Genomic DNA, 25137 nt, shown 5'->3' with positions numbered 1-25137 from the left:
CAATGGCATGCGGAGAATATTTTCTCGGTCAATCAGCTTTCGCTCTTTAATTATGATGTCAACTTGGTATTGGCGCATTTAAAAGAATTAGGCTTTACGGTTTCACCAAGCTTGATCGACAATACCCAAACATTGGCTGTCGATATGGAGACGGACTTTGCTGTTGCAGCAGAAGTTCTCGATCAAATTTTCATTATTACAATGGAGAATCAGCAATATGATTTTATCACAGAAAACAAAGGTGAAATTCTTGTTTTACTTGATAAAAATCAACGATTGACGATTCATTTGTATACAGAGTCCACTTTACTAACGATTGATTCAGATCAATGGAAGCGATCCTTATTAGATTTCTTCACAAGCTATCCATTTTTGGTTCCGCTTGTCGTGGAAGGTGAAGAATAAATGTTCTAAATTCATTAAAAGTGCTAGAATGGTTTTTATAACTATTCAGCACTTTTTTTTTGGAAGGAGCAGTATGATGAAAAACAAAGCACTAGGTTTTTATGAAGGACGATCTTTAGATGAGTCAAATGTATTTATTGAAAAGGAAATTCCGATACCCAATTGCCAAGCAAATGATTTATTGGTGGAAGTACAGGCAGTTTCGGTCAATCCAATCGATACAAAAAGACGGCAAATGACTGCTTTAAGTGAAGCGTTCCAGATCCAAGGGTATGACGCCGTTGGGATCGTTAAAGAAATCGGCTCAGCAGTTAATGGCTTTGCCGTTGGTGATCGGGTGTTTTATGCTGGAACCACACAACGACCTGGTGCGAATCAAAGGTTCCAAACAGTTGATTCTCGGATCACAGCAAAGGCACCAGCCGGCTTTTCTGATGGCGATCTTGCAGCTATGCCATTAACGAGTATTACAGCGTGGGAATTGCTTTTTGAAAAATTTGGGTACGTGCCTGAAGAAAACGCGAATGATGGATCGATTTTATTGGTCAATGCCAGCGGTGGTGTTGGCTCAATTGCGGCGCAACTAGCAAAATGGGCAGGATTGACAGTCTATGGCACTGCGAGTCCTAAGAACGATCAGTGGCTTAAAAACAATCAAGTGGATCAAGTACTTAATCATCGCTTGCCGTTGGCTGAACAAATCACTGAGCCTTTTTCAGCCGTTGCAATTTTTTATGACGCCTCGGCCTATTTGCCACAATTAACGAAAGCAATCTTGCCGTTTGGCAAAGTCGGAATGATCGTGAATACGAAAGAAGCGCTAGATTTAAATCCATTTAAAAACCTCGGCATCGATTTTTATTGGGAGTATATGTTCGCAAAAACAGATGCTCAGTTGATGATTGAAACACAAGGGAGCATTTTGCAACGGATCGCCTCGTTGCTTGCTGACAAAAAGATTCATACGACTGCGGTCCAAACGTTTGATGGAGGAATTACCATCGAGACCTTAAAGCTCGCTACAAAAGCGGTTGAGCAAGGAACGAAAGGAAAGACAGTGATCACTGGAGGCGTCCGCTAGATGGAAGAAGAGGAAGCGATGCTGTTTTGGGATGAATTTGCCCAAGAATATGCACAGATTCAAAGAGAATCCCAATTGAAAATTGCTGAAGAGGTAGCAGCTTTTTTGGTGGAGCAGAAAGTGTTCCCGATATCGGCCTTCGTTGACTTTGCTGCGGGGACTGGCCGCTACATTTCAGCATTTTATCCTTATGTAGATGAGTATTACGCAATTGATTTTTCAAAAGAAATGTTAAAAATCATTGAAGAAACGACGGAAGATCCGATGAACAAGCTCCATCTGGTTCAGCAGAGCCAAAAAGACTTTTTATCTGCAGACCAGCACTGGCCCTGTATTTTTATGGCAATGAATCCCGCAGTCAGAGACAAGGAAACATTGCTTCAGTTTCAAAAAAAGGCCCATCAATTGATTATTCTAAGAATGATCACAGAAGAAGAAAACGTGTTTCAGCCATATGAAAAAAATCTTTCAGCGAAGAATGACCTGAACCTAAACACTTGGTACAAGAAGTGGTTTTCAGAAGAAGCGATCGATTGGCAGCGTCGGCAATTCGAGTATATTTTGAAGGAAGAGATCGATCAAGAAATATTTCATCTTTATTTTGAGGAGGAGTACTCATTGGAACAACGGCAACAAATGGTTCAACATGTCTTTGGTGAGGCATTGACTGTCGAAAGCCAAACGAAAATCACTTTTGAGCTTCTTTTAGCTTAAGTAAAATCACACAATGGGTATCAAAAAAACGAGATTCTGACATAAGATCAAGAAACAGGTACAGGAGCTAGGCTTCTTTTGGCTGCTGACTGGAAACATCTTATGCTGGAATCTCGTTTTACAGTGAATTTGCTACAATAGAAGGTATACGATGCTGCCTAATAACAGTAAAAAAATGATGTTGACGATAAAAAACAGCTTTTGAAACGTTCTCGCTTCTTTTGGTCTGGCTTGTTTCAATAATTTGTACCCAATCAAATTCGCCAAAGAAGCAATCAATGTACCCAAACCACCAACATTGACGCCCAAAAGAACGGCTTTTTCTAAATCGGTAAAAGGAGCAATCAAAATTGCTGCTGGAACGTTAGATATTCCTTGGGAGAGTAAAATACTACCTAAAAAAGCGCGATGCGTTTCTTGAAAATACGGTCGAATGTGATCGGTGACCAGAGATAGGTCTTGAATATTCCCGACGATCAAGAAGAAGCAGAGAAAGGTAAGTAGTAATCGATAATCAACTTTTGCAAATAATCGTTTATTACTAAACCAAACCACGGCTGCGACGACAAGCACGGCGATTGAAATAGGGAGAACACTAAAAATACCAAGAATCATAAGAACAAATAATCCTGAATTAAGCAGCGCTGGCTTTTTTTCAAAGGGTTCTTCTTGCAGGGCGATTTCCAATGGAGTCTTTGGGATGAGCTGGATCGAAACAAGGAGTAATAGTAATGAAAGTCCCACAAAGGTGCCAGTAGTCCACATGAATTGTGGCAGCGAAATCTGATAGTAAGAAAATAAAAATAGATTTTGCGGATTTCCAAATGGAAACAGGCTGCTTCCTAAATTGGCTGCTACGATCAAATAGACAGCGCCTAATAAGACACTGGTGTGCTGTTGTTCTTTCCTCGTTAAGAGTAAATAGATGGGCAATAAAGTTAAGATAGCCACGTCATTTGTTAAAAACATCGAACTGAAGAAGCTTAGCAAAACGATTGCGCGGATCAAGTCACGCAGATTGCGACTTTTTTCCACTAATTTTTGTCCAAATGCTCGTAAAAGACCAGCTTCTTCTAACCCATTGATTACTAACATTAATCCAAACAGTGATAAAATCACTTTAAAGTCAATAAACGACCAACGGAAGGTGCCGAAAAAACACGTAATAAGTGCTAGTAGCAGGGAAATCGAAAATAATCGATCCGTTCGAAAAAATGCTAACATTCGTTTTCCCATAGTTCACCACCTTTCTTCTCAAGAATTTTACCATTCCCGCGCTTTAGGAACAATAAATAACGCTTTTTCCATCGAACTCAAAGTCATTCAGGCAATTTTTATAGTTGACAAACGACTCATTAATTGGGAAATTAGTATGTGAAAGGTGAAGGAGGTTCAAGAATGAATGTGATGCAGCTGCTTGAAAAAAATCAGCAGGTACATTTTCAAATTTTGGCTGTTTTTTTTCAGAATGGCTCAGAAGTCTCGTATAAAAAACTTGCAAAAACGTTATCCATTTCCGCGCCCACTTTGCAAAAAGAACTTCAAAATCTTCATCAAAATTTAGCTGCTTTCCATGAAGACGCAGCTTTGATCTATTCAGAAAATGATCAAGTGCAATTGGTATTGCCCCTTGATTTTTCCCTGAAGCAATTTTTTTATGCGTATCTTTCAGAAGCAATCGATTTTCAAATATTGTCGTATTTGTTTTTTCATCGAGATGAGTCAACGACGAAAATGATGTTAGAACTGATGTTGAGTGAAGCTTCATTGTTTCGTCGTTTCAAAGCGATCAATCAGTTATTGAAAGAATTCGACATCCAATTAAAAAATAAAAAATTGATTGGGGATGAAAAACAGATTCGCTTTTTCTATTATCAGTTTTTTTCACAAAGTTATCCCAATGAAGAATTGATCGCTCGCTTGAATGCACCAGCCATCAACAATTTGATTCGAGTCATTGAAAAACAGTTGCAGACAACGTTTAGTCAAGCAGAGCGTTGGAAAGTCGGGCTTTGGTTAGGCATTATGGAAGCCCGTTTTGATTATCGCGGCTCGCAACAGCATGAAGCCTCGTATCCATTGTTGAAGTCATTGGAAAATGAAGCGATGTTCCAGCTTTTGCGGAATATATTAGGGCGCTATCTCAGTCGTTTTGCCGTATCCTGGAGCGATTATGAAACGGTATATTTCTATTTATTTTTATTAGCTGAAGGCTTGATTCGCCCTTCACTGGATGACTCCTTGCAAAAATCACTTTTCTTCCAAGAGATCGATGCGTTAAATGGGGAGCTGCTGCAGGCCATTGGTGATAGTGAAAGAAAGACTACGGAAACTTCTACGGAATTACGCGTCTTCTTGACGAGTGTGACGATCCAAGCGTTGTATATTCATGGCGGCATTATTGCCTTTGCTGAATTTCAGCCCCAAAGTGTTGCGAATGAGAGCTTGATCGAAGTGGCACAGCAAGCAATCGAACAGTTGGAGAAAAACGTAAACCAGTCTTTTTCTCTTGAGAAAAAGCAGCATTTGACCAATGAATTGCTTTTGATCCGTCAATGGATTCAAGTAAAACAGGAAAAAGCATTTACGGTAGGCATTTTGCTGACTCAATCACGATTACGCAGTGGCTTTTTGCGGCGCTTTTTGATCAAAGAATTGGCTGGCTATCCGAATATTCACTTCGATGAGACGAAGGAGAGGGACTATGATTTATTGATCGTTGATCATTCTGAGATCTCGGAAGGCTATCGTTATAAAAAACGATTGATTTTAACAGGTGGTGCAACCCCATTTGAAGAAGAGCGGCTTCATCAAATCGTGGATGAAATACGAAATGAGAACCTTGAAAGCGAGTTGGAAAAGATATGAGAATAGTGATTATTGGAGGCTCTCATGCAGGAATTGCTGCTGCCCGTCATTTAAAAAAAGTTGACCCAAAAGTCGATGTGATAATTATAGAAAAATCAAGCGTTCTTGGTTATGTTGCCAGCAGTTTGAATTTAGTACTGGAAGGTTACATTCAGCGTTTGGAAGATTCCAAAACGGCAACTGCCAGTGAACTTCTTTCAGAAGGAATCAATGTGATGTTAAACAGTGAAGTCACAAAAATCTTTCCGCAAGAACAAACGGTTCATTTTGTCACATCAACGGAATCTTATCAGCAAGAAGATGAAGTGAGTTATGATGGCTTGATTTTGGCGATGGGATCGAGTACTTTCCGTTCGGAGTTTGCCTCAGATGTCGAAGCACATATAACGACCTACAAAACCATTGGTCAATCAAAGCAAGCATTAGAAAAAATCGAGAATGCCCAAACCGTTGCGATCGTCGGTGCTGGTCTGATCGGGTTTGAATTAGCGGAATCTTTAAGCGGACAACAAAAAGCCGTTCATTTGATCGATCGCATGGATACGCTGTTGTTCCGTTATTTTGATCATGAAATTGCCAAAATTTTGATGGAACGCTTTCCTAAAAATTTGCAGATCTATCTTAACAGCAATGTCGCTCATACGATCAAAAATGAGAAAGGCGATTATCAAGGTATTGAGCTGTCAAATGGAACGAAGATTCAAGCTGACGTGGTCGTTTATGCTGTCAATCCACGTCCAAATGTCGCGTTAGTAGAAGATTTTCTAAAACTAAATCTGGATGGCACGGTATCGACAAATGAGTATTTGCAAACGTCTGACCCAGCGATTTATGCAATTGGGGATCTTGTTTCGATCCCATTTAATCATTCGGATAGCTCCTTGTATATTCCTTTAGTAACAAATGCTTACCGCACCGGGATCGTTGCTGCCACCAATTTATTGGCAAATGAACGGGGAACAACGAAAATTCCTTTTCCAAAAATGCAACGGACCGTCGTCAGTAAATTGTTTGGCTATTTCGTCAGCAGTTCAGGTATTAATGAGACCGAGGCACCGTATTACGGCTTTGAAGTAGATTCAGTGACGCAAACATTTCATTCTCGGACATTTTTCGCGACAGATGAGGATTTTGAAGTAACGTTAAAACTGATTTTTGATCAGCAAACGAAAGTGATCATGGGGGGACAAATCATTACGAGTGATCGTGGAAGTTTGGAGATCATCAATACGATCTCAACCTTGATCAATAGCAAGACGACCTTGCACCAATTAGCAACAATGGATTACTTTTTCAATCCAACCATCTCATTTCCACTGCACTTTTTGAATCAATTGGCCCTTGATGGCTTGTTAAAGTAAAATAGTAAGTCTTGATAAACCTGCGATGATCGCAGGTTTATTTTTGTGAATTGACGTTAATCGGGAGAAAATAGCGATTGCGCCCATGAAAGGTATCGCGTATTAAAACCAGGTGGGGTTGTGCTGAACTTTGATGCCAACTGGTATTGCTATCTTTTTGATGAAGAAACTCGTAAAAAATATGACGACGCTCGTTTTATGACTGAACGATTTTTGGTAAATGATTGTTATCGGCAGACGAATGTTCCTTGTATGGACACGTTAGCTCATCAGTACTCTTTATCTGAAAAGCTACGCCTAGCATGGGATGAGCATGTGTGAACTACACAGGGGGTTCAACAAATTGAAACGAATGAACGTGTGAATGATTTGTTATTGAATGAAACTCAGAAGTTGAATCTAGCCTTCTCAAGTATTTATTTGATTAAAGCGATTAAATAGACTTCATTGATAAAAAAAGACGTGCTTGCAGTCTTTTATAAGAGAAAAATATCACATAATCCCATGCCTTGGCAGATTCGTTTTCACTGAAATTGCGTTAGTAAAGGGATTTTTTTTAAAAACTTCTTGTGATTTTAAGTGAAATACGTTACCCTATTAAAGAGAGTGAGAATCATTCTCAATAAGGAAGGGGCGGGGCATGTTGAAAAAAATCGGATTACTGCTGATCTTGATTCTTCTTGTGGGCTGTTCTTTACTGGTAGGTACCCATGAATTATCATTAAGTGGTTTACAGCAGGGTGATCCGAATCATTGGCTTGTTTTGGTAAAAGTTAGGCTCCCACGGACGATCAGTTTGATCATTGCAGGTGGAATCATTAGTTTATGTGGGAAAATCATGCAGCATATGATGCAAAATAAATTTGTGGCATCAGAGTCGATCGGGTTATCTGATAGTGCTCGTTTAGGAATTTTGCTAGTCATGCTTTTTCTGCCAAATGCTTCAAACTTGATTCGGACAACCGCAGCATTTGTGTTTGCTTATGCAGGTGTTTTGTTCTTTTTATTTTTAAGCCAATTTCTACCAAAGAAAGATCCAATGATGCTCCCTTTGACCGGGGTGATGTTCGGTAATATCATCGGTGCCATTAGCAGCTTCTTGGCCTATCGCTTCCAATTGGTTCAAAATGTCTCTTCTTGGCTACAAGGAAATTTCGCTACTATTATGGCTGGCCAGTATGAACTTTTGTATTTGACGATTCCAGTATTCGGTCTGTTGTATTTCCTAGCTTATGAGATCACGATTGCTGGTTTAGGAGAAAGTGCCGCCAAGAGTCTGGGGATCAATTATCTGTATTTACGCTTTGCTGTGTTCGCTCTGGTGACGTTTGCCAGTAGTGTCGTTTTATTGACCGTTGGACAAATCCCTTTTCTAGGGATCGTTATCCCAAATATGATCGGCATGGTGTTTGGGGATCATTTGAAGAATAATCTACTGCTGATCAGCTTTGCTGGAAGTGCATTTTTACTTTTATGTGATGTATTGGCACGCATCGTGATTGCTCCGTATGAGATGCCCGTAAGTGTGGTTGCCGGTGTACTAGGTGGTTGCTGCTTCTTGATTTTGCTGCTGGGGAGGAAGTTTCAATGAAGAAAAAACTCTTTCTTTTGTTCTTTCTGATCCTTTGTGCCGCTACTGCCTATCTGACCTATAACACCTATGGTAATTGGTCATTTGCTTTTGCATTGCGGGGCCGTCGGATCTTCGCCTTTGCTCTGGTGGCGATCGCAATTTCCTTTAGTACGATCACCTTACAGACTGTTACGAGCAATCGCTATTTAACACCAGGAATCTTAGGCTTGGATCAACTATATGTCCTGGTTCAGACCCTATGTTTCTTTTTTATCGGCGGGATCCAGATGCTAAGCCAAGAAACAGCAGCGATGTTTTTATTCTCTGTCAGTCTGACTGCCATTCTAGGAAGTTTATTGATCGGTTTTTTCTATCAAAAAGCCGTCAACGGATTGTTTTTGTTGTTGATGGCTGGAATGGTATGCGGCACGATGTTCAGTAGTCTGAGCACGTTTTTGCAAGTCTTGATGGACCCGAATGAATATGATTTACTGCAAGGTCGCTTATTCGCTAGCTTTGGCAATATCAATACGCAACATCTCTTAATTGCTGCTGTGATCATTTTGATCGGTAGTAGCTGCCTGATTCTGTTGATTCCAGAATTGAATCTATTACATTTAGGAAGCGGGCAAGCCAAAAGTCTAGGCGTTCCTGTTCAATGGCTTCATAGAGGTATTTTATTTTTGATTGCGCTTCTGACAGGTACCGCTACGGCACTCGTAGGTCCAGCTGTTTTTCTCGGCTTTGTAGTGGCAACGATCACCTATCAGCTTTTTCCCACCTATCGCCATGGGTGGTTGTTTGCTGGTGGCAGCCTGATTGGTTTTCTCCTGTTAGTAGGAGGGCAGTTCTTAGTGGAACAAGTGTTTCAATGGCAAACGACCATTGGTACGGTGATTCAATTATTAGGTGGCGTCTTCTTTATAAGCAAATTGCTGCTGGAAAGGAAAAAATCATGATCGAAACAAAAAACGTATCCAAAAATTATGCGAAAACACAGGTGTTGACCGAGTGTTCTTTAGCATTACCTGAGCAGAAAATGATTGCCTTTATCGGGCCTAATGGTGCGGGAAAAAGCACCTTACTCTCCTTGGTCAGTCGAATGCTGGACCAGAGAACTGGTGATATTTATTTAGATGGAACTGAGATTCGCCAATGGAAATCCAAAGAGCTAGCCAAAAAAATGGCTTTTTTGCAACAAAGCAATCGCTATGCAGTCAATCTGACTGTAAGAGAACTGGTGGCATTTGGTCGCTATCCGTATAACCGCGGGCGACAATCGGCAGCGGATGATAGGATCATTGATGATTCTTTGGCTAAGCTATCCCTTACCGAATACGCCAATCAATCGATTCATGAGCTTTCTGGTGGTCAGCTACAACGAGTTTACTTGGCGATGATCTTGGCTCAAGATACAGATTATCTGCTGTTGGACGAACCGTTAAACAATCTAGATTTGAAGCACGCCAACCAGCTGATGAAGTTATTGACCACCTCGGTGGAAGACTATCAGAAAACCGTTGTGATCGTCTTGCACGACATTAATTTTGCCGCTCGCTACGCCGATCACATCGTTGCCATGAAAGACGGTCAGATTTTTAAAGCGGCCGACACTGAGGCTGTGATCCAGGAGCAAGTGTTGGCATCGTTATATGAGATTCCAATCAAACTGGTACAAGTGGATGGTCGGCAATTTTGCTATACCTTCCAATAAAATGTATTTCTAAGGAGGAAAAAAATGAAAAAAATTGTAGTAAGCTTTATGAGTATTTTCGTATTAGCGGGGTTGACCGCATGCGGCTCGAATAATACAGGGACAACAGATTCAACGGGTACAGCTCAAACCCAAGTAGAAGAAAGTACACAAGCACCGACAGAAATCGAGATTACGGACAGCAATAGGACTGTTACTGTTCCTTATGCACCAGAAAAAGTGGTGGTTTTTGACAATAGTGCCTTAGACACGATGGATGCGCTTGGCCTTGGGGATCGAATCGTTGCTGCTGCGACCAGCAATTTACCAGATTATTTATCAGCGTATGCAGATGTTGAATCAGCAGGGGGAATCAAAGAGCCTGATTTAGAAAAAATCAATCAACTGCAGCCAGACCTAATCATTATTTCTGGGCGACAACGTGATTTCCAAGAGGAATTGTCTGCAATCGCGCCAACCGTTTTCTTAAGCGTTGACAATAGTGATACTTGGGCATCGATCGAAGCCAACATTACGACCATTGGTCAAATTTTTGGTAAGGAAGAGGAAGCGCAAGAACAACTAGCATCGTTACAAGGTCAGATCGATACCTTGAAGGAGCAAGCGCAAAATGCTGACGAGAAAGCCTTGGTTGTTATGGTAAATGAAGGCAATCTTTCTGCTTTTGGGCCAGGTTCTCGTTACAGTATCTTGTATGATACGTTTGGTTTCCCTGCAGTAGATGAGGAATTAGAGGCGTCGACACATGGACAAAGTATTTCTTATGAGTACTTGCTAGAGAAAAATCCTGATATCATTTTCGTGATCGACCGGACAAAAGCGATCGGCGGCAATGAAAGTGAAAGTGAATTTGTTGCAAATGAAATCGTCCAAGAAACAAATGCTGGGCAAAACGATCAAGTCATTGAATTGGATGCCGCGGTTTGGTATTTAGCAGGTTCAGGCTTGGAGTCGATCCAACTAATGATGGACGATGTCAAACCAGCCGTTGAATAAATAGGTGAGAAAAGCAATCAAGTAATTAGGACACGCGTATCAGTTTACTGAGAATGCGTGTCCCTTTTTATTTTCCTATTTTCTAAGACCTACGACTGATTTTTGATAACTTTCCCTGTTTTACTTTACCTGTCGTAGTAATTGTTTTATAATTAGTACGACAGATGAAGTAATTTAGGAGGCGATTGCGTGATCTCGAGTGACGGAATTCGCGGCTATAACGACGCAATCATTTTATCCATTCTTTCCAATGAAGATTCTTATGGATATGAAATATCCAAGCGTATTCGCGAAGGAACAGATGCTTTATATGTGATCAAAGAAACGACGTTGTATTCCGCTTTTACTCGGTTAGAAAAACAAGGATTGATCCGCTCATATCCTGGAGAAGTGACGCATGGCAAAAAGCGGACGTATTACCAGATAACTGCAGACGGAAGAGCAAGCCTTACGGAGAAACTATTGGAGTGGCAGCAGACAAAGATCGTCGTTGACCAGTTCTTACAAGGAGGAGACAAATGAAAACCATTCATGACTATCTAGACAGCTTATTTTTATCAGTACCCATCACACCGGAAACCAAAAAGGCGAAAGAAGACCTCTTAGCGATTATGGAAGACCACTACTTAGAACTGATTCACCAAGGGAAAAGCGAGCATGAAGCCATCGGTGCAGTAATCAGTGAGTTTGGTTCCATAGATGAGCTGTTGCAAGAGTTAAATGTTTCAAAAGAAGAAGCGCCGATTGATGATTGGTCCGATGCCATCACAGAAGACGATGCGTTTGATTATTGGGGAACTGTGCGACACTTTGCTTTCTCGTTATCTATAGGAATCGGTTTTTGTATCGCATCCCTAGCAGCCTTGATGCTCTTTGTTAGTATATATGCTGAGACCTTTGGAATAATGGTGATGTTTCTTTTTATCGCCATCGGGGTCGGTTTTATTATCTCTAGCAGTTTGCACTTTTCCGGTGCGCGTAAACAGTTGGATGATCGTCCAATAAAAAGGGATGCCAAACGAGAAGCCGCTCAGCAACTCGCAAATTATGAAAAAAGTTTTCGGATTGGTCTTGTTTTAGGAATTGGTGCCTGTATTTTATCAATTGCGCCTGTACTTTTAAGTGAATTGTTTTATTATTCTGTTGAATTTGGGATTTCCTTGTTTTTCTTGACGGTTGCAGCAGGTGTGTTCTTTATTATTTATGTAAGTATTATCCGTACAGGCTTTGCGAAGCTGGCAACTGAGACGTATTTTATTCGCGACGAAGACCATCCGGGGGATCGAGCAACACGTCATAAATATGGCGAATCCGCTGGTAGAGTTACCTTTTTTCGAACAGTCTACTGGCCAGTGATTTTGGTCGTTTACATGCTTTGGTCCTTCATGTTTCATGCATGGGCTTACTCTTGGGTCATTTTTGTTGTTGGTGGTGTCTTAGAGGACTACTTTATCGGACATACGAAAGCAAAAAAATAAGAGACACTTCAATCGAGAGTGCTTTCTTTACTTTTAAAAAAAGGAAGATTATAATACGCCTTGTAACTGAACCAATCAAAATAGAACTTCGAGAAATATGGTTCTCTCAATGCTTTTTTAAAGTTCAGAATACAAGAAAAGAGGCAATGAATATGTTAGAAATTCATTATCTGAAAAATGGCAGCAAAGAAATAGCAACAGTCGAATCTCCGGAGCGCTTTCTCGCAAGTCAATACTTGGAAGTTCCACCTTTTCAAGACCATTACCCAGTCGAAGAAGTTTTTTTAGACGGTAAGCGGATTACATTGAGGGATCGAACGATCAGTGGATTGTTCAACTATTTAAATACTAAATAAAAAATTGCCTTTTTCTATGGCTCACTTTACTTGGTGAGGAATCATAGGAAGAGGCAATCTTTTTTATTTAATTGAGAATGAGAGGTGTAATTGAGAATCTAACAAGTAGGGAATTGAAATGGAAACGATTAGTCAAACTTACAACTATACTCTATTTGTATTGGATAGGAAATAAATATGCTCATTTCTGAGGAGGATAACATTTTTTTTGACTATTTCTGAATAAACTATTGCTTTTTATAGTTAGATATACTAATAATTAATAGAGATTATTCTCAAATAATTATTCTAATTGGAGGAAATGATATGTCATTAATTGGAAAAGAGATTGGTTCATTCGAAGCGAAAGCTTACCACAATGGAAAATTTATCGATGTTTCATCAGAAGATTTTAAAGGAAAATGGAACGTTGTTTGTTTTTACCCTGCAGATTTCTCATTTGTTTGTCCGACAGAGCTTGAAGATTTGCAAGATCAATATGCATCATTAAAAGAATTAGGCGCAGAAGTTTATTCTGTATCAACAGATACTCATTACACTCATAAAGCATGGCATGATCATTCTGATGCCATCAATAAAATCGAATATATCATGATTGCAGATCCTTCTCATGTGATCTCAGAGATCTTTGATGTACTAGATGAAGCTTCTGGGTTGTCTCAACGTGGAACATTCATCATCGATCCAGATGGCGTAGTCCAAACAGTTGAGATCAATGCGGACGGTATCGGTCGTGATGCTAGTGGCTTGATCGATAAAATCCGTGCTGCACAATATGTCCGTACTCATCCAGGTGAAGTATGTCCTGCAAAATGGAAAGAAGGCGAAGAAACTTTAACGCCAAGCTTAGACCTTGTAGGCAAGATTTAGGAGGCTCTCATGGCATTAGATAAGGCAATCAAAGACCAACTGACGCAGTATCTCGCGATGCTAGAATCAGAGGTTGTTTTTGCGGCAACTTTAGGTGAGGATGATTCTTCCACGAAAGTACGTGAATTCTTAGAAGAAATCGCAGAAATGTCGCCAAAAATCACTATCCAAGCTGTAGCAAGTGAACGGACACCAAGCTTTTCGATCAATCGTCCCGGTGAAGAAAGCGGCATCGCTTTTGCTGGTTTACCGTTAGGACATGAGTTCACTTCGTTTATTTTAGCGTTGCTTCAAGTAAGCGGTCGTCCGCCGAAAATTGACGAAGCACTTCAAAAGCGCATCAAAGCGATCGATAAGCCATTACATTTTGAAACCTATGTCAGTTTGACCTGCCATAACTGTCCTGATGTTGTTCAAGCGTTAAATATCATGGCAGTGCTAAATCCTTCCATCAGTCACACCATGATCGAAGGTGGGATGTTCAAAGAAGAAATTGACAAGAAAAAAATTATGGCTGTGCCAACCGTCTTTTTAGACGGTGAAGAATTTGCAAGCGGCCGACAAACGATCGAACAGTTGTTGGAAAAAGCAGCTGGTCCGACGAGTAAAGATGACTTTGCTGAAAAAGAGCTTTTCGATGTGTTAGTTGTCGGTGGCGGACCTGCAGGCGGAAGCGCAGCGATTTATGCAGCGCGTAAAGGCATCAATACTGGGATGGTCGTCGAAACAATGGGTGGACAAGTAATGGAAACCCTGGGGATCGAAAACATGATCGGTACTCCTTATACCGAAGGACCAAAATTAATGCGTCAGGTAGAAGAGCACATCAACGAATACAATGTAGACGTGATGAAAGGGCAGCGTGCGAAAGATATTCGTCGCAATGATGTCATCGAAGTTGAATTAGAAAATGGTGCAGTATTAAAAACCAAAACGGCCATTTTAGCAACTGGCGCTCGCTGGCGTAACATCAATGTTCCAGGAGAAAAAGAATTCAAAAATAAAGGTGTTGCCTATTGCCCACATTGTGACGGTCCGTTATTTGCTGGGAAAGAGGTTGCTGTCATTGGCGGCGGAAACTCTGGGATCGAAGCAGCGATCGATTTAGCTGGCATGGCAAAACACGTCTATGTTCTTGAATTTTTACCGGAACTAAAAGCGGACCTTGTGCTACAAAACCGTTTGAACACGTTAGAAAATGTGACTGTTATTACGAATGCGGCAACGAAGGAAATTGCTGGATCCGATCATGTCGAACAATTGACCTACGTTGATCGTGAAACGAATGGCGAATTCACATTAGCTGTTGAGGGTGTCTTCATCCTGATTGGCTTGATGCCGAATACCGAATGGTTAAAAGATCGCATCGTTTTAAACGAACGCAATGAGATCGTCGTAGACAAACACGGCGCAACCAATATTGAAGGGGTCTTTGCAGCAGGGGATTGTACCGATAGTGTATACAAGCAGATCATCACTTCAATGGGTTCAGGTGCCACTGCGGCATTAGGTGCCTTTGATCACCTGATTCGCTCGTAAGCGCCTTGCATCATTTAAAATCAAAAAACGTCTCAGGCGCTTTTAGGAGCTACTGAGCGTTTTTTCTTTTTGTAAGGGCAGTTTGGGTGCAGTTGACAGAAGGACAGCTTCTATATTACAATGAAAAAAACTCGTTCAAAAAAGAAAGAGGTATATTGATGAGTGTCGTAGGTATCTAATCAGCCAATTAAAACAAATAAGCAAAAACAGACTGTTTATTTGTTGTGCCTGTAGATACCGATAAAAATCGTTATTGATGAATCAGGTGATGGGAGACTATCGCTTTTTTTGTACACTTTTTTGGACGGGGATCTGATCGGAATCCTCAGGCACAAGAAAGGATAACTCATGAAGATACCTCAAGCAACTGAATTTGAACAAATTAAAGAACAAGTAAGTAAAAAAATAATCAGCGATTACGGCAAAGCGCGCTTTGCGAATGAAAAACCAGCAGCGACGATCCACTCTGCCCAAAAACGAGTGACAGAGACCACTGAAGCGATGGCACTATTAGCTGCTGGTCGTCAAGTGCCTTTTATGGGGCTGCAGCATGTCTTACACCATACGGAGAAAATTGAAAAAGGGTTTGTTTTAGAACCACAGGAGCTTATCGAATATGGAGACTTTTTACGGTCTTTTCGAATCATCCGTCAATTGTTCGAAAAGAATCAATCGATTGCCCCAAGATTACATCAATATGCACAAGGGTTAGAAGACTTTTCTGAAATCGCCGAAATGATTTTCCAAAAGATTCGCAATGGTCAGGTTGATAGTAATGCCAGCCGAGAATTGCGGAAAATTCGCGGTACGATCGAAAAATATGAAGCTGATCTGAAAAAAGTTTTTGCAAAGTTTTTTAAGGAAAGTCGCTATTTACAAGAAAATCGTGTCATCAAAAAGAACGACCGATATACGTTACCTGTGCGTGCTGAATTTCAACAGCAATTTAACGGAACGATCATCGAACGTTCCAATAAACGAGCGACTGTCTTTATTGAACCGGAGGCAGCTGCCCGTTTAAATGATCGATTGATCTTGGCACAAGCAGAAGAAACAGCCGCTCAATACCAAGTGTTGTCAGAGTTGACAGGGGCGATCGCCGAACAAATGAACGCCGTGTTTGCCTGTCTTGACATTTTAGTTGTGCTGGATATTATTTTTGCTCGGGGAAAATATTGTCGAGAAATCAATGGGCAGCCGATAACTATGACTGAGAAAGAAGTTTTGCTTCTTGATCAAGTCCGCCATCCTTTGCTGGGGCGTGATGCGGTTCCTCTTTCTTTAAAACTTGGCGAAGAAAACCGCTGCATGGTCATCACTGGACCCAATGCTGGAGGCAAGACCGTCGTCTTAAAAACCGTTGGACTTGTTTGCGCCATGGCTCATTATGGCTTATTTCCAGCGCACAATGGCAAAAGCATTGTTCCGTTTTTAAAAAGTCTTTGGATGGATATTGGCGATCAACAAAGTCTAGAAAATTCTTTAAGTACCTTCTCTGGGCACATGTCGAACATTGCTCAGATTATGAAGAATGCTACCCGACACAGTATTGTTTTATTGGATGAAATCGGCAGCGGCACTGAGCCTAATGAAGGGGCTGCTTTGGCGATCGCCATCATGGAATCCATCTATCGCTCAGGAGCTTTAATGATCGCAACAACGCATTATGGTGAAATCAAGCAGTTTGCCGTCGATCATCAAGATTTCGAAACAGCGGCAATGGCTTTTGATGCCAAAACCTTGACACCAAAATATCGTTTGCTGACGAATGCAGTCGGTGATAGTAATGCGTTTTGGATTGCCGAAAAGATGGCGATCCCCGCTGACGTAGTCCAAACAGCAAAGGAATATTTAAAGCATAAAACCTATTCTTTTGAGAAGGAACCTTTTGAAAAGGGGAAGAAACAACCCCCTCAACAAGAAGCCAAGATAGATCTTATTTTTCAAAAAGGAGACTTGGTCTTTTCAACAGAACATAACCAGCGCGGGATTTTTTATGAGTATTTGGAACAAGGACAAGCGAAAATTTCAATTGAGAAACAATTTTTTGTTGTTGCCGCACGTCGCTTGCAACTCCTCACAAAGCGAGAGGTGCTCTATCCCGCAGGTTATGATCTTGATCAGCTATTCGTTGAGTTTGCGCAGCGCAAGTTTACTCGAGATATTGAACGGGGATCAAAAAAAGCGCAGAAGCAGTTACGAAAAGCAGCGCAAGAACGGCAAACCAATCGACCCGTGGATTGATAGATTAAGAAAACTTTCAATCGATAGACCAAAATCAAGCAAGCAGTCCTTTTTCAGCACCTAGAAAAAGGACTGCTTTTTTTAAATGTTCGTTTTTTTAATAACGTCCTTTATCGATGCCGTTCCTTTGTTTGGATGATTATTTTGGTTGTTTTTTCTTTATAGAGCAGAAAATATTCGAAATATCTAAATTCTTTAAGAAAAGTTAAAGAAAAATAAAAATAACAGAGAATTGGTTGTATCTTTATTCGAGGAAGGGTACCATTCATATTGGATTGAAAAATAACATATAACCTTGTTAGGTGAGGCTCCTATACAAACACAAGCTATTGCGCAGAAACGTCGAAAGACGCCAATGTGTAAAACAGGAATTGTCGGATTAAGGCTTTTCATAAAATAGCTAAGAGAGCAAATGACTTTCTTTACGTTGTATAGTGCTAAAACTCGGACGATGAGATTGCTGCTAAAGTCTGACGTCCTAAGAGAAGTGAGACTTTTTTGCTTTTCTTTCTGATGGATGACGAAGCTCATAGAGCAAAATAACTGGTACCGTCTGAACACCTACTCCAAGGCAAGAGGAGTGGAAGCAATGATAGAAAAAAAGAAGATCGATTGGCTGCTGATCATAGCTTATTTGCTATTGAGCCTTATCGGTCTTTTAATGATTTATAGTGCAAGTTCATACCGTTTATTAACGAGAGATCAACCACCAGCGTCGCTATTTATCCGTCAATTGGTCTTTTTGTTACTTAGCTGGGTTCTTTTATTCATTATTCAGCGGACGCGAAGAGAGATTTTGCTTAGCAAATACTTAGCGATCGGTCTGCTAGCATTTGGGATCTTTACCTTGCTCTTAGCTCGTTTGCCCTTTTTCGGTGTCTCTGTTAATGGGGCACAACGCTGGGTCTCGATCGCAGGGATTCAATTTCAACCATCAGAGATTGTGAATGTAGGGATGGTCTTGTACCTCGCTCATTACTTTCAAACAGCAAAAACCACCTTGCAGGAAATGAAACGTCCGCTTTTCGTTTTGTTTTTGTGCTGTGTGTTGATCCTGATTCAACCGAAAGTAGCCGGTGTGATGATTTTACTCTTTCTAGCATTTGTCATGATAACTACGGTACAAGTCCCCGTGAAGCTGACGGCTCTTTTATTTGGTGGCTTAGTGATCAGTCTATTCCTGGTTGCACTGTTGATCATGTTTTTAGGTGACAATGATTTATTGCCCCACATGTTTATGCACGTATATAACCGAATTCGCTTAGTAGGCGATCCATTCTCCGACCCTTACAATCAGGGGTTCCAAATGATCCATTCTTACTATGCTTTATTTAATGGAGGGCTTACTGGTCTCGGTTTAGGAAACAGTATTACGAAAAAAGGCTTTTTACCAGTTGCGGAAACCGATTTTATTTTTTCCGTTTTAGTAGAAGAGCTTGGCTTGCTTTTCGGGATTTTTGTTATTGGCTTATTATTCGTAATCATCTTACGTTTATTTATTCGTTCCGCAGCTATTGAAAACCCTCAGATTGGATTGATATTGCTAGGAACAAGTACATTACTTTTGTTGCAAACAAGTATCAATATAGCCAGTATTTTAGGGTTGATGCCGATGACGGGGGTACCGTTACCATTTATCAGCTATGGTGGCTCCAGTTACTTTATTCTTTCATTTGCCTTTAGTATGTGCCTGAAATTAGAGCGAGAGGAGGGCAAACGAAATGAAGTTCCTCAAACGACATGATGCAAACTATGCCTTGCTGCTACCCGTTTTTCTACTTTTTTTGCTAAGCATTTGGGTACAACATCAAGCTTCTGTAATGGATGGCAATGATCCTTCTGGAATCGTTTTTCGACAGCTCGTTTTTTGTGTTCTATCCGCCATCGCGCTCTTCGTTACGAGTTTGATCCCAACCAATTTGCTCTTACGCTTTTCGGGTCTTTTGTATGTATTGGCACTAGGTCTGATGGCTTCTCTTCATTGGTTCTACGATCAAACGATGTTTGAACAGACGCATACCAAACGCTGGATCAGAATCGGCGACTTTACCATTCAGCCCTCAGAGTTTATGAAAGTGGCCTTTATGCTTTTTATGGTCTATCTCACCTTAGTGTATGAAAAACGAAAAGCCGAACGGACCATTAAATCTGATTTGATCTACGTCACTAAGATCTTGCTTTATAGTATACCGACATTTCTATTGATGTTTATGCAACGGGACTTTGGTACAAGTTTAGTGTTTATTGTGATGTTAGGGGCTTTATTTATTATCTCGGGTGTTCATTGGAAAATTTTGACCGTAGTGATCGGTTTGATCGCAGCCCTCGGCGCTATTTTATTGCTGCTCGTGTTTACGGAATGGGGCAATCGTGTCTTGTTTCGACTTCATTTCTCGCAGTATCAATTAGACCGAGTGCGAGCTTGGGCAGATCCCCTAGCGTACCAAGACTCTATCGCGTTCCAACAAGTTCGCAGTATGTGGGCGATTGGCTCAGGAGGCTTATTGGGAGCGCCTGACACCCATACGACAGTGTACGTGCCGGTTCGTGAATCAGATATGATTTTTACAGTTATTGGTGAAACCTATGGCTTTTTAGGAAGTACCTTAGTGATCTTCTTGTATTTTTATCTCATCTATCAAATCATCTTCGCCGCGTTAAAAACGAATAACAAGGCGTCGGTCTATATCGCCATCACGTACGTTTTTGGCTTAGTCTTTCAGATCTTTGAAAATATCGGAGCGGCGATTGGGTTGCTGCCATTAACGGGAATTCCTCTGCCATTCTTAAGCCAAGGAGGAACCTCGTTGATTGCGATCAGTATTGCGATGGGAATTATTTTTGGGTTAGAAAAATTTCCGACTAAAGCGAAGAAACGATCGTACGCATTAAAAGAAAGTAGGGGATTAACATGAGCAAGACAGCAAAACAAGGGGTGATAGGTGGACTGCTTTGTAGCTGTTTCGCATGGTTGTTTTTCCTTGTAGCATTAGAGCCGCAGTGGTTCCAAACGCTTGATACCCTGTTTTCCCACGTGCCTCAATGGCGGACGGCTACAGTAGAAGCGATTTTTGTTCCGCTTGCTAGCACGGCAACGATCGTCCCGATAGCGGCTATTCATTTTCTATTGGCAGCAATTTTGTTTCTTCGGAAGAAACGGATCGAGAGTTTTTGGTTGATGGGAAATATGATCATAATCAGTGGTGTTGGCCAAGTGATCAAGAAATTCGTTGATCGCCCAAGACCGGAGTTTGCTGACAGTATGGAACGGGCGTCCGCCAGTTTTCCAAGTGGGCATACGCTATTAGCGACCACGCTAATTATTTCTCTCCTCTTTTTCTTCGCACAAACAGCTTCTGGCAAAAGAGGCAAACGTCCTATTAGCCAAAAACTAGCTATGTTTTTGGGATTGGTTTATTTACTGCTTATTATGATGAGCCGCTTGCTATTTGGGGTTCACTATCCTAGTGACTTGTTAGCGAGTATCTTATTGGCAAGTGGAATCAGCTCGATTACGTGTTCAATAGTTTTTTCAATAAAAAAAAGGGTGCTTAGGGGGGAATAAATTGAGTTTGGTAAAAAAAATAATTATTGTATTTTTGGCTTTGCTTACAGTGGTTGTGGCATCGGGGACTGCGTACGGAATCAAAGTATATTTTCAAGTTGAAAATGTTGCGCACTCGATTCATCGGCCGATAGAAGGAAGACAAGAAGCAGAGGTGATAGAAAACACAGAGCCTTTAAGTCTGCTTTTGCTAGGAATTGCCAATGATGCTCGCCGGCAAACAGATTATCGTGCCAATACGATCATGATTGCAACGTTGAATCCAGTTACGAAAAAAACGACACTTACGAGTATTCCCAGGGATGCGTATGTTGAAATTGTTGGTCAAGGATATGAAGATAAAATCAACCACGCACATTCCTTTGGCGGAGCAAAGATGATGATTGAAACAGTGGAACAATACCTTAATGTTCCGATTCATCATTATTTTTCTTTAAATATGGATGGTATGGCAGATCTAGTTGATGCGATTGGCGGTATTACCGTTGAAAACGATTTTGCATTTACTGCTGAGGATATCTATTTTGAAGAAGGTATCCTTGATTTGGATGGCTGGGAAGCACTTCAATATACTCGTATGCGCAAAGATGACCCCGAAGGTGACTATGGACGCCAACGTCGTCAGCGAGAAGTGACAGAGATTTTGGCGAATGAATTAGTTTCTCTATCAAGCGTGATGCGGATTCAGGATCTGTTAACGATTATTGGGGAAAATGGTGAAACAGATTTAACGTTTTCTCAGATGAGTCAACTATTCACCCAATATCAATCGGCACTCGTTACTGTCGAATCTTACCAAATGGCGGGTACTGGGTTCACTGGCGATGGCTTTAGAGGTGAATACGGTATCTCTTATCAAGAAGTGTCGCCTGAAGAACAACAAGCGACGAGTCAGCGTTTAAAAAGCGAATTAATGCTTGATTAAGTAAGCCTTGGGTTTAATTAGTAATAACACCACTTCCTCTTTGTTCCTCTAGTAAATCGTGATTAGAGTTGACAGCTGCTTTTCCTCAGGATACTCTTTAGTCAAGCAAAGCAATTCGGCTTGAAGGGTAGCAAGATCCTGTTCGGAGAAGGACTGTTAACTCTTTATTTGTTGCTATATCGTTTGGTTAAAAGTTACAAGGGGGGAAAAGAATGACTATCATCTTTAAAGATCAATTACCAGCGGATTCAAATCAGATACTCGCTTTATATAAATGTGTTGGCTGGGTCGCCTATACGAAAGAGCCAGAGCGACTATTAAACGGCCTAGCTCAGTCGCAGGTGATCACTGCCTATGTTGAAGAGCAGCTAGTCGGACTTATTCGATGTATAACCGATGGACAAACTATTCTTTATATTCAGGATCTGTTAGTAGCGCCAGCGTTCCAACGTCAAAAAATTGGCCAGCGATTGCTCAAAAAAATGCTGGCGAGATATCCATCGATTCGACAAAAGGTTTTGATCACGGACAACACAGAGAAAACGCGCCGATTTTATGAGTCTTGCGGCTTTTCCTCTGTAGAAACGCAGCAAATTGCAGCATTTATTTATTTACCTAAAAACGAGTAAATAGCCAGAGACCCGATCGCTAGTTGAAAATGGTCAATTTATTAACGGTTTTATGTTTGATGAAGGAGTGGGAGAAATGAAGCTGCGATTTGCGTTATTTGTGTTAAGTTTAGTGATTGGTGTTGGCGCATGTGGAGGAAGCATGCTGGCGTTTATGAGTATTGAGCCATTAAGGAAAGGACAGTCATTTGCTGGGTTGGAATCGTCCATGCTCCAAGGAACGCCATTTACAACATTTTTGATTCCCGGGGTGTTTTTGCTAATTGTGTTAGGACTGGGCAATTTATTGTCAGCTATCCGATTGTGGCGCAACCAAGGGTATCATGGCGAATTGCTTTTAGGCATCTGTTTAGTTATCTGGATCATTGTTCAAGTGATTTTATTAAGGGGCGGGAATGTTTTGCATCTGATTTTCTTAGTGTTAGGTTTACTCCAGCTCGGTGTGGCAGCTTACTGTATCAAACACTTGCAACTCTCGGTTCCTTTTTCTGCTCATCAAAATTGATTTTGCAGAAGGGTTTTATGGGGGAAATAATTAAATTACTCAAAAGTTTCCTATGTAAAACGTGGATTTTTGAAAAAATATTCGCAAAAGGATCATTCGCTTAAAAAATTATGATAAACTGAAAGAAGTGAACGTATTTTCTAGAATCAGGAGGATCAATTATTGGAGTTTCTTAAAAAATCAAAAATTTTTGCAGGTCTGGTGATCGTCTGCCTTTTAGGGATCGCCGTCTGGATCTATTCAAATATACTGTTTGTTTTTCGACCATTAGAAGCAATCTTTTCTAGTGTCTTTTTACCTGTACTGATATCAATTTTTATTTTTTATATCTTTTTGCCTTTCTTTAATTGGGTAAAAAGAAGGACGAAAAAGAAAAGCATCGCGCTGTATGCGACACTGTTGTTGATCGTTTTTGCAGCTTATTTGATCATTCAGGTGATTGGACCCGCATTAGCCTATGAGATGGGACGCTTTATCAATCAAATACCCGTTATCATCAATTTAGTGATCGATAACATCGATCATTCCTATTTGGAGGAACTTTTCGGTCCTTTCATTGATTCGATCGATATTTCGCAAGCGAGTAATTTCGCTTTGCAGTTTATTACAGGGGCAACGAATAGTCTGACGAGTTTGATCTCCATCGTTTCTCACTCAGCGATCGTTTTGTTTACGATCCCACTGCTCTTAGTCTATATGTTTAAAGACGGTGAGAAAGTGCCAGACTTTTTAGCAAACAAAACACCGAAAAAGTACCAAGGTTTGATGCGTCAATTATGCAGTGATTTCCACCAAGCAGCATCTGCTTATATTGGCGGGAAATTGCTTGTATGTTCGTACGTTGCCGTTTCCAGTTATTTGATTTTTTCTTTGCTAGGTTTGCAGAATGCGTTGCTTTTAGGCCTGATTTGCGGTGTCTTGGATATCATCCCATACTTCGGACCATTTATCGGAGCGGCACCCGCATTTCTATTTGCTTTAAGTTTAGATATCCGTACCGCCATTTTATTGGTAGTGGGCATCACGATCATTCAATTGGGTGAATCGTATCTAGTTTCACCTCTAGTAATGAATAAAGTGTTGCATATCCATCCGATTATTGCGGTGTTCTTATTATTGATCGCCGGCAACTTGCTGGGATTTGTTGGTATGATCGTTGCACTTCCAGTGTATTCGATCATTATGGCGATGTCTGGCACGCTACTCCGTTTTTTCCAGGAACGCAAACTAGAACGTTCTGTGATCGACAAGGAGTCATTGTAACAATAAAACTTGCTGTTGAAGAAATCTTCATCAGCAAGTTTTTTGTTTTAGATGACACATAGCACGGTACAAAGACTCATGCTATACTGATTGAAACGAAAACGACGATAGGAGTGAGGAAATGAAGGTTTTGTGGAATGATCAGATCATTGATCGAGAGGCAGTGAGAATTGATATCGAAGACCGTGGCTATCAGTATGGTGATGGGATCTATGAAGTTATCCGAATATATAATGGCCACTGTTTTATGTTAGCGGAGCATATGGCTCGATTGGAAAGCAGTGCACAAAAAATTAAGCTAACGTTACCCTATTCGATTCCCCAATTGACTGAAAACCTAAAGTTACTCATTAAGACTGAAGGAATCACAGAAGGAGAAATCTATCTTCAGATCACCCGAGGAATCGCTTCTCCGAGAAATCACGAGTTTCCACCAGCTGGATCGGTCAAAGGGGTGGTGACGGCAAATGTGATCCCCTTTGAACGACCAGATGAAATGCAGCAAGCAGGGCTTTCGGCAACCGTCCTTCCTGATGAACGCTGGTTGCATTGTGATATCAAATCATTGAGTTTGTTAGGGAATCTTTTGGCGCTGGATCAAGCGATCGAAGCTGGCTTCGATGATGCGATACTGCAACGAGATGGCTTTTTTACAGAAGCATCTGCATCCAATCTCTGGTTTGTCATTGATGGGATCGTCTATACTCATCCGGATGGGCGTTTGGTGTTACCGGGAATCACGAAATTGAAGGTCCTTCAGTTGTGTCGCCAATTAGAAATTCCCTATCGAGAAGAACCCGTCCCGATTGAGGCACTACGCAACACGCAAGAGTGTTTCTTGACCAACTCAGTTTGGGAAATCGTTCCGATCGTTGCCATTGATGGGAAACCCGTTGGCACTGGCGTATTGGGTTCAATCACGAAACAATTGCAAGCAGCGTATATCGCTGCCACAAAGAATAAAAGCGATTCATTGTGATTATGCAATAGAAACCACCTAAAAAAGCTTTGGCAACACCCAGTATTTTTAAGGCTGGGTGGGACCAAAGCT

25 protein-coding genes and 1 riboswitch (1 of these 26 running past the window's edge) are annotated in these 25137 nt (G+C 41.0%); of the genes, 24 read left to right on the top strand and 1 reads right to left on the bottom strand.

Annotated features, from left to right (window positions below; translation table 11 throughout):
• The 3 genes from IGI76_RS08970 to IGI76_RS08960 form a co-directional block, all read left to right on the top strand.
• Nucleotides 1-405 carry the 3' end of a hypothetical protein gene (locus IGI76_RS08970; protein WP_221693121.1) on the top strand. 657 nt of this gene lie to the left of the window's left edge, so the window shows 405 of its 1062 coding nt (coding positions 658-1062); its start codon lies off the left edge, out of view; the stop codon is at nt 403-405.
• 73 nt (nt 406-478) lie between these two features.
• A complete protein-coding gene (locus tag IGI76_RS08965; protein WP_375354311.1) occupies nt 479-1486 on the top strand; it encodes a zinc-binding alcohol dehydrogenase family protein in 1008 nt (335 codons plus the stop codon).
• Nucleotides 1487-2200 carry a class I SAM-dependent methyltransferase gene (locus IGI76_RS08960; protein ID WP_333719202.1) on the top strand — a complete coding sequence of 238 codons (714 nt, stop codon included), beginning with the start codon at nt 1487-1489 and terminating at the stop codon, nt 2198-2200. It begins immediately after the preceding gene.
• A 132-nt stretch (nt 2201-2332) separates the two neighbouring features.
• Here IGI76_RS08960 and IGI76_RS08955 read toward each other — a convergent pair whose 3' ends face one another.
• Nucleotides 2333-3436 (bottom strand): SLC13 family permease, encoded by a 1104-nt coding sequence (locus IGI76_RS08955; protein WP_430599410.1) that lies wholly within the window; start codon nt 3434-3436, stop codon nt 2333-2335.
• 162 nt (nt 3437-3598) lie between these two features.
• Between IGI76_RS08955 and IGI76_RS08950 the strand changes: the two genes are divergently transcribed.
• The 21 genes from IGI76_RS08950 to dat all read left to right on the top strand — a co-directional run bounded on the left by IGI76_RS08950 (nt 3599) and on the right by dat (nt 25065).
• A complete protein-coding gene (locus IGI76_RS08950; protein WP_034878592.1) occupies nt 3599-5068 on the top strand; it encodes a helix-turn-helix domain-containing protein in 1470 nt (489 codons plus the stop codon).
• The gene (locus IGI76_RS08945; RefSeq protein ID WP_005226235.1) at nt 5065-6429 is read left to right on the top strand and encodes an FAD-dependent oxidoreductase; all 1365 of its coding nucleotides are present in this window, start codon (nt 5065-5067) and stop codon (nt 6427-6429) included. Before IGI76_RS08950 ends, IGI76_RS08945 begins: the two co-directional genes overlap by 4 nt.
• A gap of 120 nt (nt 6430-6549) precedes the next feature.
• Nucleotides 6550-6750, top strand: coding sequence for a hypothetical protein (locus IGI76_RS08940; RefSeq protein ID WP_005236200.1), 201 nt, complete (start codon nt 6550-6552; stop codon nt 6748-6750).
• 319 nt (nt 6751-7069) lie between these two features.
• On the top strand, nt 7070-8020 hold the full coding sequence (locus tag IGI76_RS08935) for an ABC transporter permease (RefSeq protein WP_333719200.1): 951 nt from the start codon (nt 7070-7072) through the stop codon (nt 8018-8020).
• Entirely contained in the window at nt 8017-8961 is a 945-nt protein-coding gene (locus tag IGI76_RS08930; RefSeq protein WP_005236195.1) for an iron chelate uptake ABC transporter family permease subunit, read from the top strand. Before IGI76_RS08935 ends, IGI76_RS08930 begins: the two co-directional genes overlap by 4 nt.
• Nucleotides 8958-9716, top strand: a complete 759-nt coding sequence (locus IGI76_RS08925; protein ID WP_438781398.1) for an iron ABC transporter ATP-binding protein — start codon at nt 8958-8960, stop codon at nt 9714-9716. Before IGI76_RS08930 ends, IGI76_RS08925 begins: the two co-directional genes overlap by 4 nt.
• A 24-nt stretch (nt 9717-9740) precedes the next feature.
• Nucleotides 9741-10712, top strand: coding sequence for a siderophore ABC transporter substrate-binding protein (locus IGI76_RS08920; protein WP_333719199.1), 972 nt, complete (start codon nt 9741-9743; stop codon nt 10710-10712).
• Nucleotides 10713-10901: 189 nt separating this feature from the next.
• On the top strand, nt 10902-11234 hold the full coding sequence (locus IGI76_RS08915; protein ID WP_005226229.1) for a PadR family transcriptional regulator: 333 nt from the start codon (nt 10902-10904) through the stop codon (nt 11232-11234).
• Nucleotides 11231-12190, top strand: a complete 960-nt coding sequence (locus IGI76_RS08910) for a permease prefix domain 1-containing protein (protein WP_333719198.1) — start codon at nt 11231-11233, stop codon at nt 12188-12190. The genes IGI76_RS08915 and IGI76_RS08910 overlap by 4 nt, the downstream gene beginning before the upstream one ends.
• 152 nt (nt 12191-12342) lie before the next feature.
• Nucleotides 12343-12546 carry a hypothetical protein gene (locus tag IGI76_RS08905; RefSeq protein WP_010748444.1) on the top strand — a complete coding sequence of 68 codons (204 nt, stop codon included), beginning with the start codon at nt 12343-12345 and terminating at the stop codon, nt 12544-12546.
• A 306-nt stretch (nt 12547-12852) separates the two neighbouring features.
• The gene (ahpC, locus tag IGI76_RS08900; protein WP_005226227.1) at nt 12853-13416 is read left to right on the top strand and encodes an alkyl hydroperoxide reductase subunit C; all 564 of its coding nucleotides are present in this window, start codon (nt 12853-12855) and stop codon (nt 13414-13416) included.
• 9 nt (nt 13417-13425) lie between these two features.
• Nucleotides 13426-14955, top strand: a complete 1530-nt coding sequence (gene ahpF, locus IGI76_RS08895; protein WP_015509798.1) for an alkyl hydroperoxide reductase subunit F — start codon at nt 13426-13428, stop codon at nt 14953-14955.
• A gap of 348 nt (nt 14956-15303) precedes the next feature.
• A complete protein-coding gene (locus IGI76_RS08890) occupies nt 15304-17199 on the top strand; it encodes an endonuclease MutS2 (protein WP_333719197.1) in 1896 nt (631 codons plus the stop codon).
• A 287-nt stretch (nt 17200-17486) separates the two neighbouring features.
• A riboswitch (M-box (ykoK) riboswitch) is annotated at nt 17487-17662 on the top strand.
• A gap of 126 nt (nt 17663-17788) precedes the next feature.
• Nucleotides 17789-18943: an FtsW/RodA/SpoVE family cell cycle protein gene (locus tag IGI76_RS08885; RefSeq protein ID WP_074933644.1), complete on the top strand. Its 1155-nt coding sequence runs from the start codon at nt 17789-17791 to the stop codon at nt 18941-18943.
• The gene (locus IGI76_RS08880; RefSeq protein ID WP_333719196.1) at nt 18921-20114 is read left to right on the top strand and encodes an FtsW/RodA/SpoVE family cell cycle protein; all 1194 of its coding nucleotides are present in this window, start codon (nt 18921-18923) and stop codon (nt 20112-20114) included. Before IGI76_RS08885 ends, IGI76_RS08880 begins: the two co-directional genes overlap by 23 nt.
• Nucleotides 20111-20764: a phosphatase PAP2 family protein gene (locus IGI76_RS08875; protein WP_333719195.1), complete on the top strand. Its 654-nt coding sequence runs from the start codon at nt 20111-20113 to the stop codon at nt 20762-20764. The genes IGI76_RS08880 and IGI76_RS08875 overlap by 4 nt, the downstream gene beginning before the upstream one ends.
• Before the next feature lies 1 nt (nt 20765).
• A complete protein-coding gene (locus IGI76_RS08870; protein ID WP_142968482.1) occupies nt 20766-21689 on the top strand; it encodes an LCP family glycopolymer transferase in 924 nt (307 codons plus the stop codon).
• Nucleotides 21690-21901: 212 nt separating this feature from the next.
• Nucleotides 21902-22318, top strand: coding sequence for a GNAT family N-acetyltransferase (locus IGI76_RS08865; RefSeq protein ID WP_015509792.1), 417 nt, complete (start codon nt 21902-21904; stop codon nt 22316-22318).
• 76 nt (nt 22319-22394) lie between these two features.
• Nucleotides 22395-22823 (top strand): hypothetical protein, encoded by a 429-nt coding sequence (locus IGI76_RS08860; protein WP_231588509.1) that lies wholly within the window; start codon nt 22395-22397, stop codon nt 22821-22823.
• A 162-nt stretch (nt 22824-22985) separates the two neighbouring features.
• On the top strand, nt 22986-24086 hold the full coding sequence (locus tag IGI76_RS08855; RefSeq protein ID WP_010748435.1) for an AI-2E family transporter: 1101 nt from the start codon (nt 22986-22988) through the stop codon (nt 24084-24086).
• 121 nt (nt 24087-24207) lie between these two features.
• A complete protein-coding gene (dat, locus tag IGI76_RS08850; RefSeq protein WP_121261226.1) occupies nt 24208-25065 on the top strand; it encodes a D-amino-acid transaminase in 858 nt (285 codons plus the stop codon).
• Nucleotides 25066-25137 lie beyond the last annotated feature (72 nt).

Origin of the sequence: Enterococcus sp. DIV2449a (assembly GCF_051711225.1) — a bacterium.
Taxonomy (GTDB): domain Bacteria; phylum Bacillota; class Bacilli; order Lactobacillales; family Enterococcaceae; genus Enterococcus_D; species Enterococcus_D casseliflavus.
This window is presented reverse-complemented; position numbering and strand designations above follow the sequence as displayed.

Bases quoted from the DNA above. Each gene is read 5' to 3' on its own strand.
- ahpC (WP_005226227.1), top strand. From the start codon at position 12,853: ATGTCATTAATTGGAAAAGAGATTGGTTCATTCGAAGCGAAAGCTTAC.
- IGI76_RS08890 (WP_333719197.1), top strand. From the start codon at position 15,304: ATGAAGATACCTCAAGCAACTGAATTTGAACAAATTAAAGAACAAGTA.
- IGI76_RS08880 (WP_333719196.1), top strand. From the start codon at position 18,921: ATGAAGTTCCTCAAACGACATGATGCAAACTATGCCTTGCTGCTACCC.
- IGI76_RS08910 (WP_333719198.1), top strand. From the start codon at position 11,231: ATGAAAACCATTCATGACTATCTAGACAGCTTATTTTTATCAGTACCC.
- IGI76_RS08960 (WP_333719202.1), top strand. From the start codon at position 1,487: ATGGAAGAAGAGGAAGCGATGCTGTTTTGGGATGAATTTGCCCAAGAA.
- IGI76_RS08860 (WP_231588509.1), top strand. From the start codon at position 22,395: ATGAAGCTGCGATTTGCGTTATTTGTGTTAAGTTTAGTGATTGGTGTT.
- IGI76_RS08920 (WP_333719199.1), top strand. From the start codon at position 9,741: ATGAAAAAAATTGTAGTAAGCTTTATGAGTATTTTCGTATTAGCGGGG.
- IGI76_RS08945 (WP_005226235.1), top strand. From the start codon at position 5,065: ATGAGAATAGTGATTATTGGAGGCTCTCATGCAGGAATTGCTGCTGCC.
- IGI76_RS08865 (WP_015509792.1), top strand. From the start codon at position 21,902: ATGACTATCATCTTTAAAGATCAATTACCAGCGGATTCAAATCAGATA.
- IGI76_RS08875 (WP_333719195.1), top strand. From the start codon at position 20,111: ATGAGCAAGACAGCAAAACAAGGGGTGATAGGTGGACTGCTTTGTAGC.
- IGI76_RS08885 (WP_074933644.1), top strand. From the start codon at position 17,789: ATGATAGAAAAAAAGAAGATCGATTGGCTGCTGATCATAGCTTATTTG.
- IGI76_RS08965 (WP_375354311.1), top strand. From the start codon at position 479: ATGATGAAAAACAAAGCACTAGGTTTTTATGAAGGACGATCTTTAGAT.
- ahpF (WP_015509798.1), top strand. From the start codon at position 13,426: ATGGCATTAGATAAGGCAATCAAAGACCAACTGACGCAGTATCTCGCG.
- IGI76_RS08950 (WP_034878592.1), top strand. From the start codon at position 3,599: ATGAATGTGATGCAGCTGCTTGAAAAAAATCAGCAGGTACATTTTCAA.
- IGI76_RS08935 (WP_333719200.1), top strand. From the start codon at position 7,070: ATGTTGAAAAAAATCGGATTACTGCTGATCTTGATTCTTCTTGTGGGC.
- IGI76_RS08955 (WP_430599410.1), bottom strand. From the start codon at position 3,436: ATGGGAAAACGAATGTTAGCATTTTTTCGAACGGATCGATTATTTTCG.
- IGI76_RS08905 (WP_010748444.1), top strand. From the start codon at position 12,343: ATGTTAGAAATTCATTATCTGAAAAATGGCAGCAAAGAAATAGCAACA.
- IGI76_RS08925 (WP_438781398.1), top strand. From the start codon at position 8,958: ATGATCGAAACAAAAAACGTATCCAAAAATTATGCGAAAACACAGGTG.
- dat (WP_121261226.1), top strand. From the start codon at position 24,208: ATGAAGGTTTTGTGGAATGATCAGATCATTGATCGAGAGGCAGTGAGA.
- IGI76_RS08930 (WP_005236195.1), top strand. From the start codon at position 8,017: ATGAAGAAAAAACTCTTTCTTTTGTTCTTTCTGATCCTTTGTGCCGCT.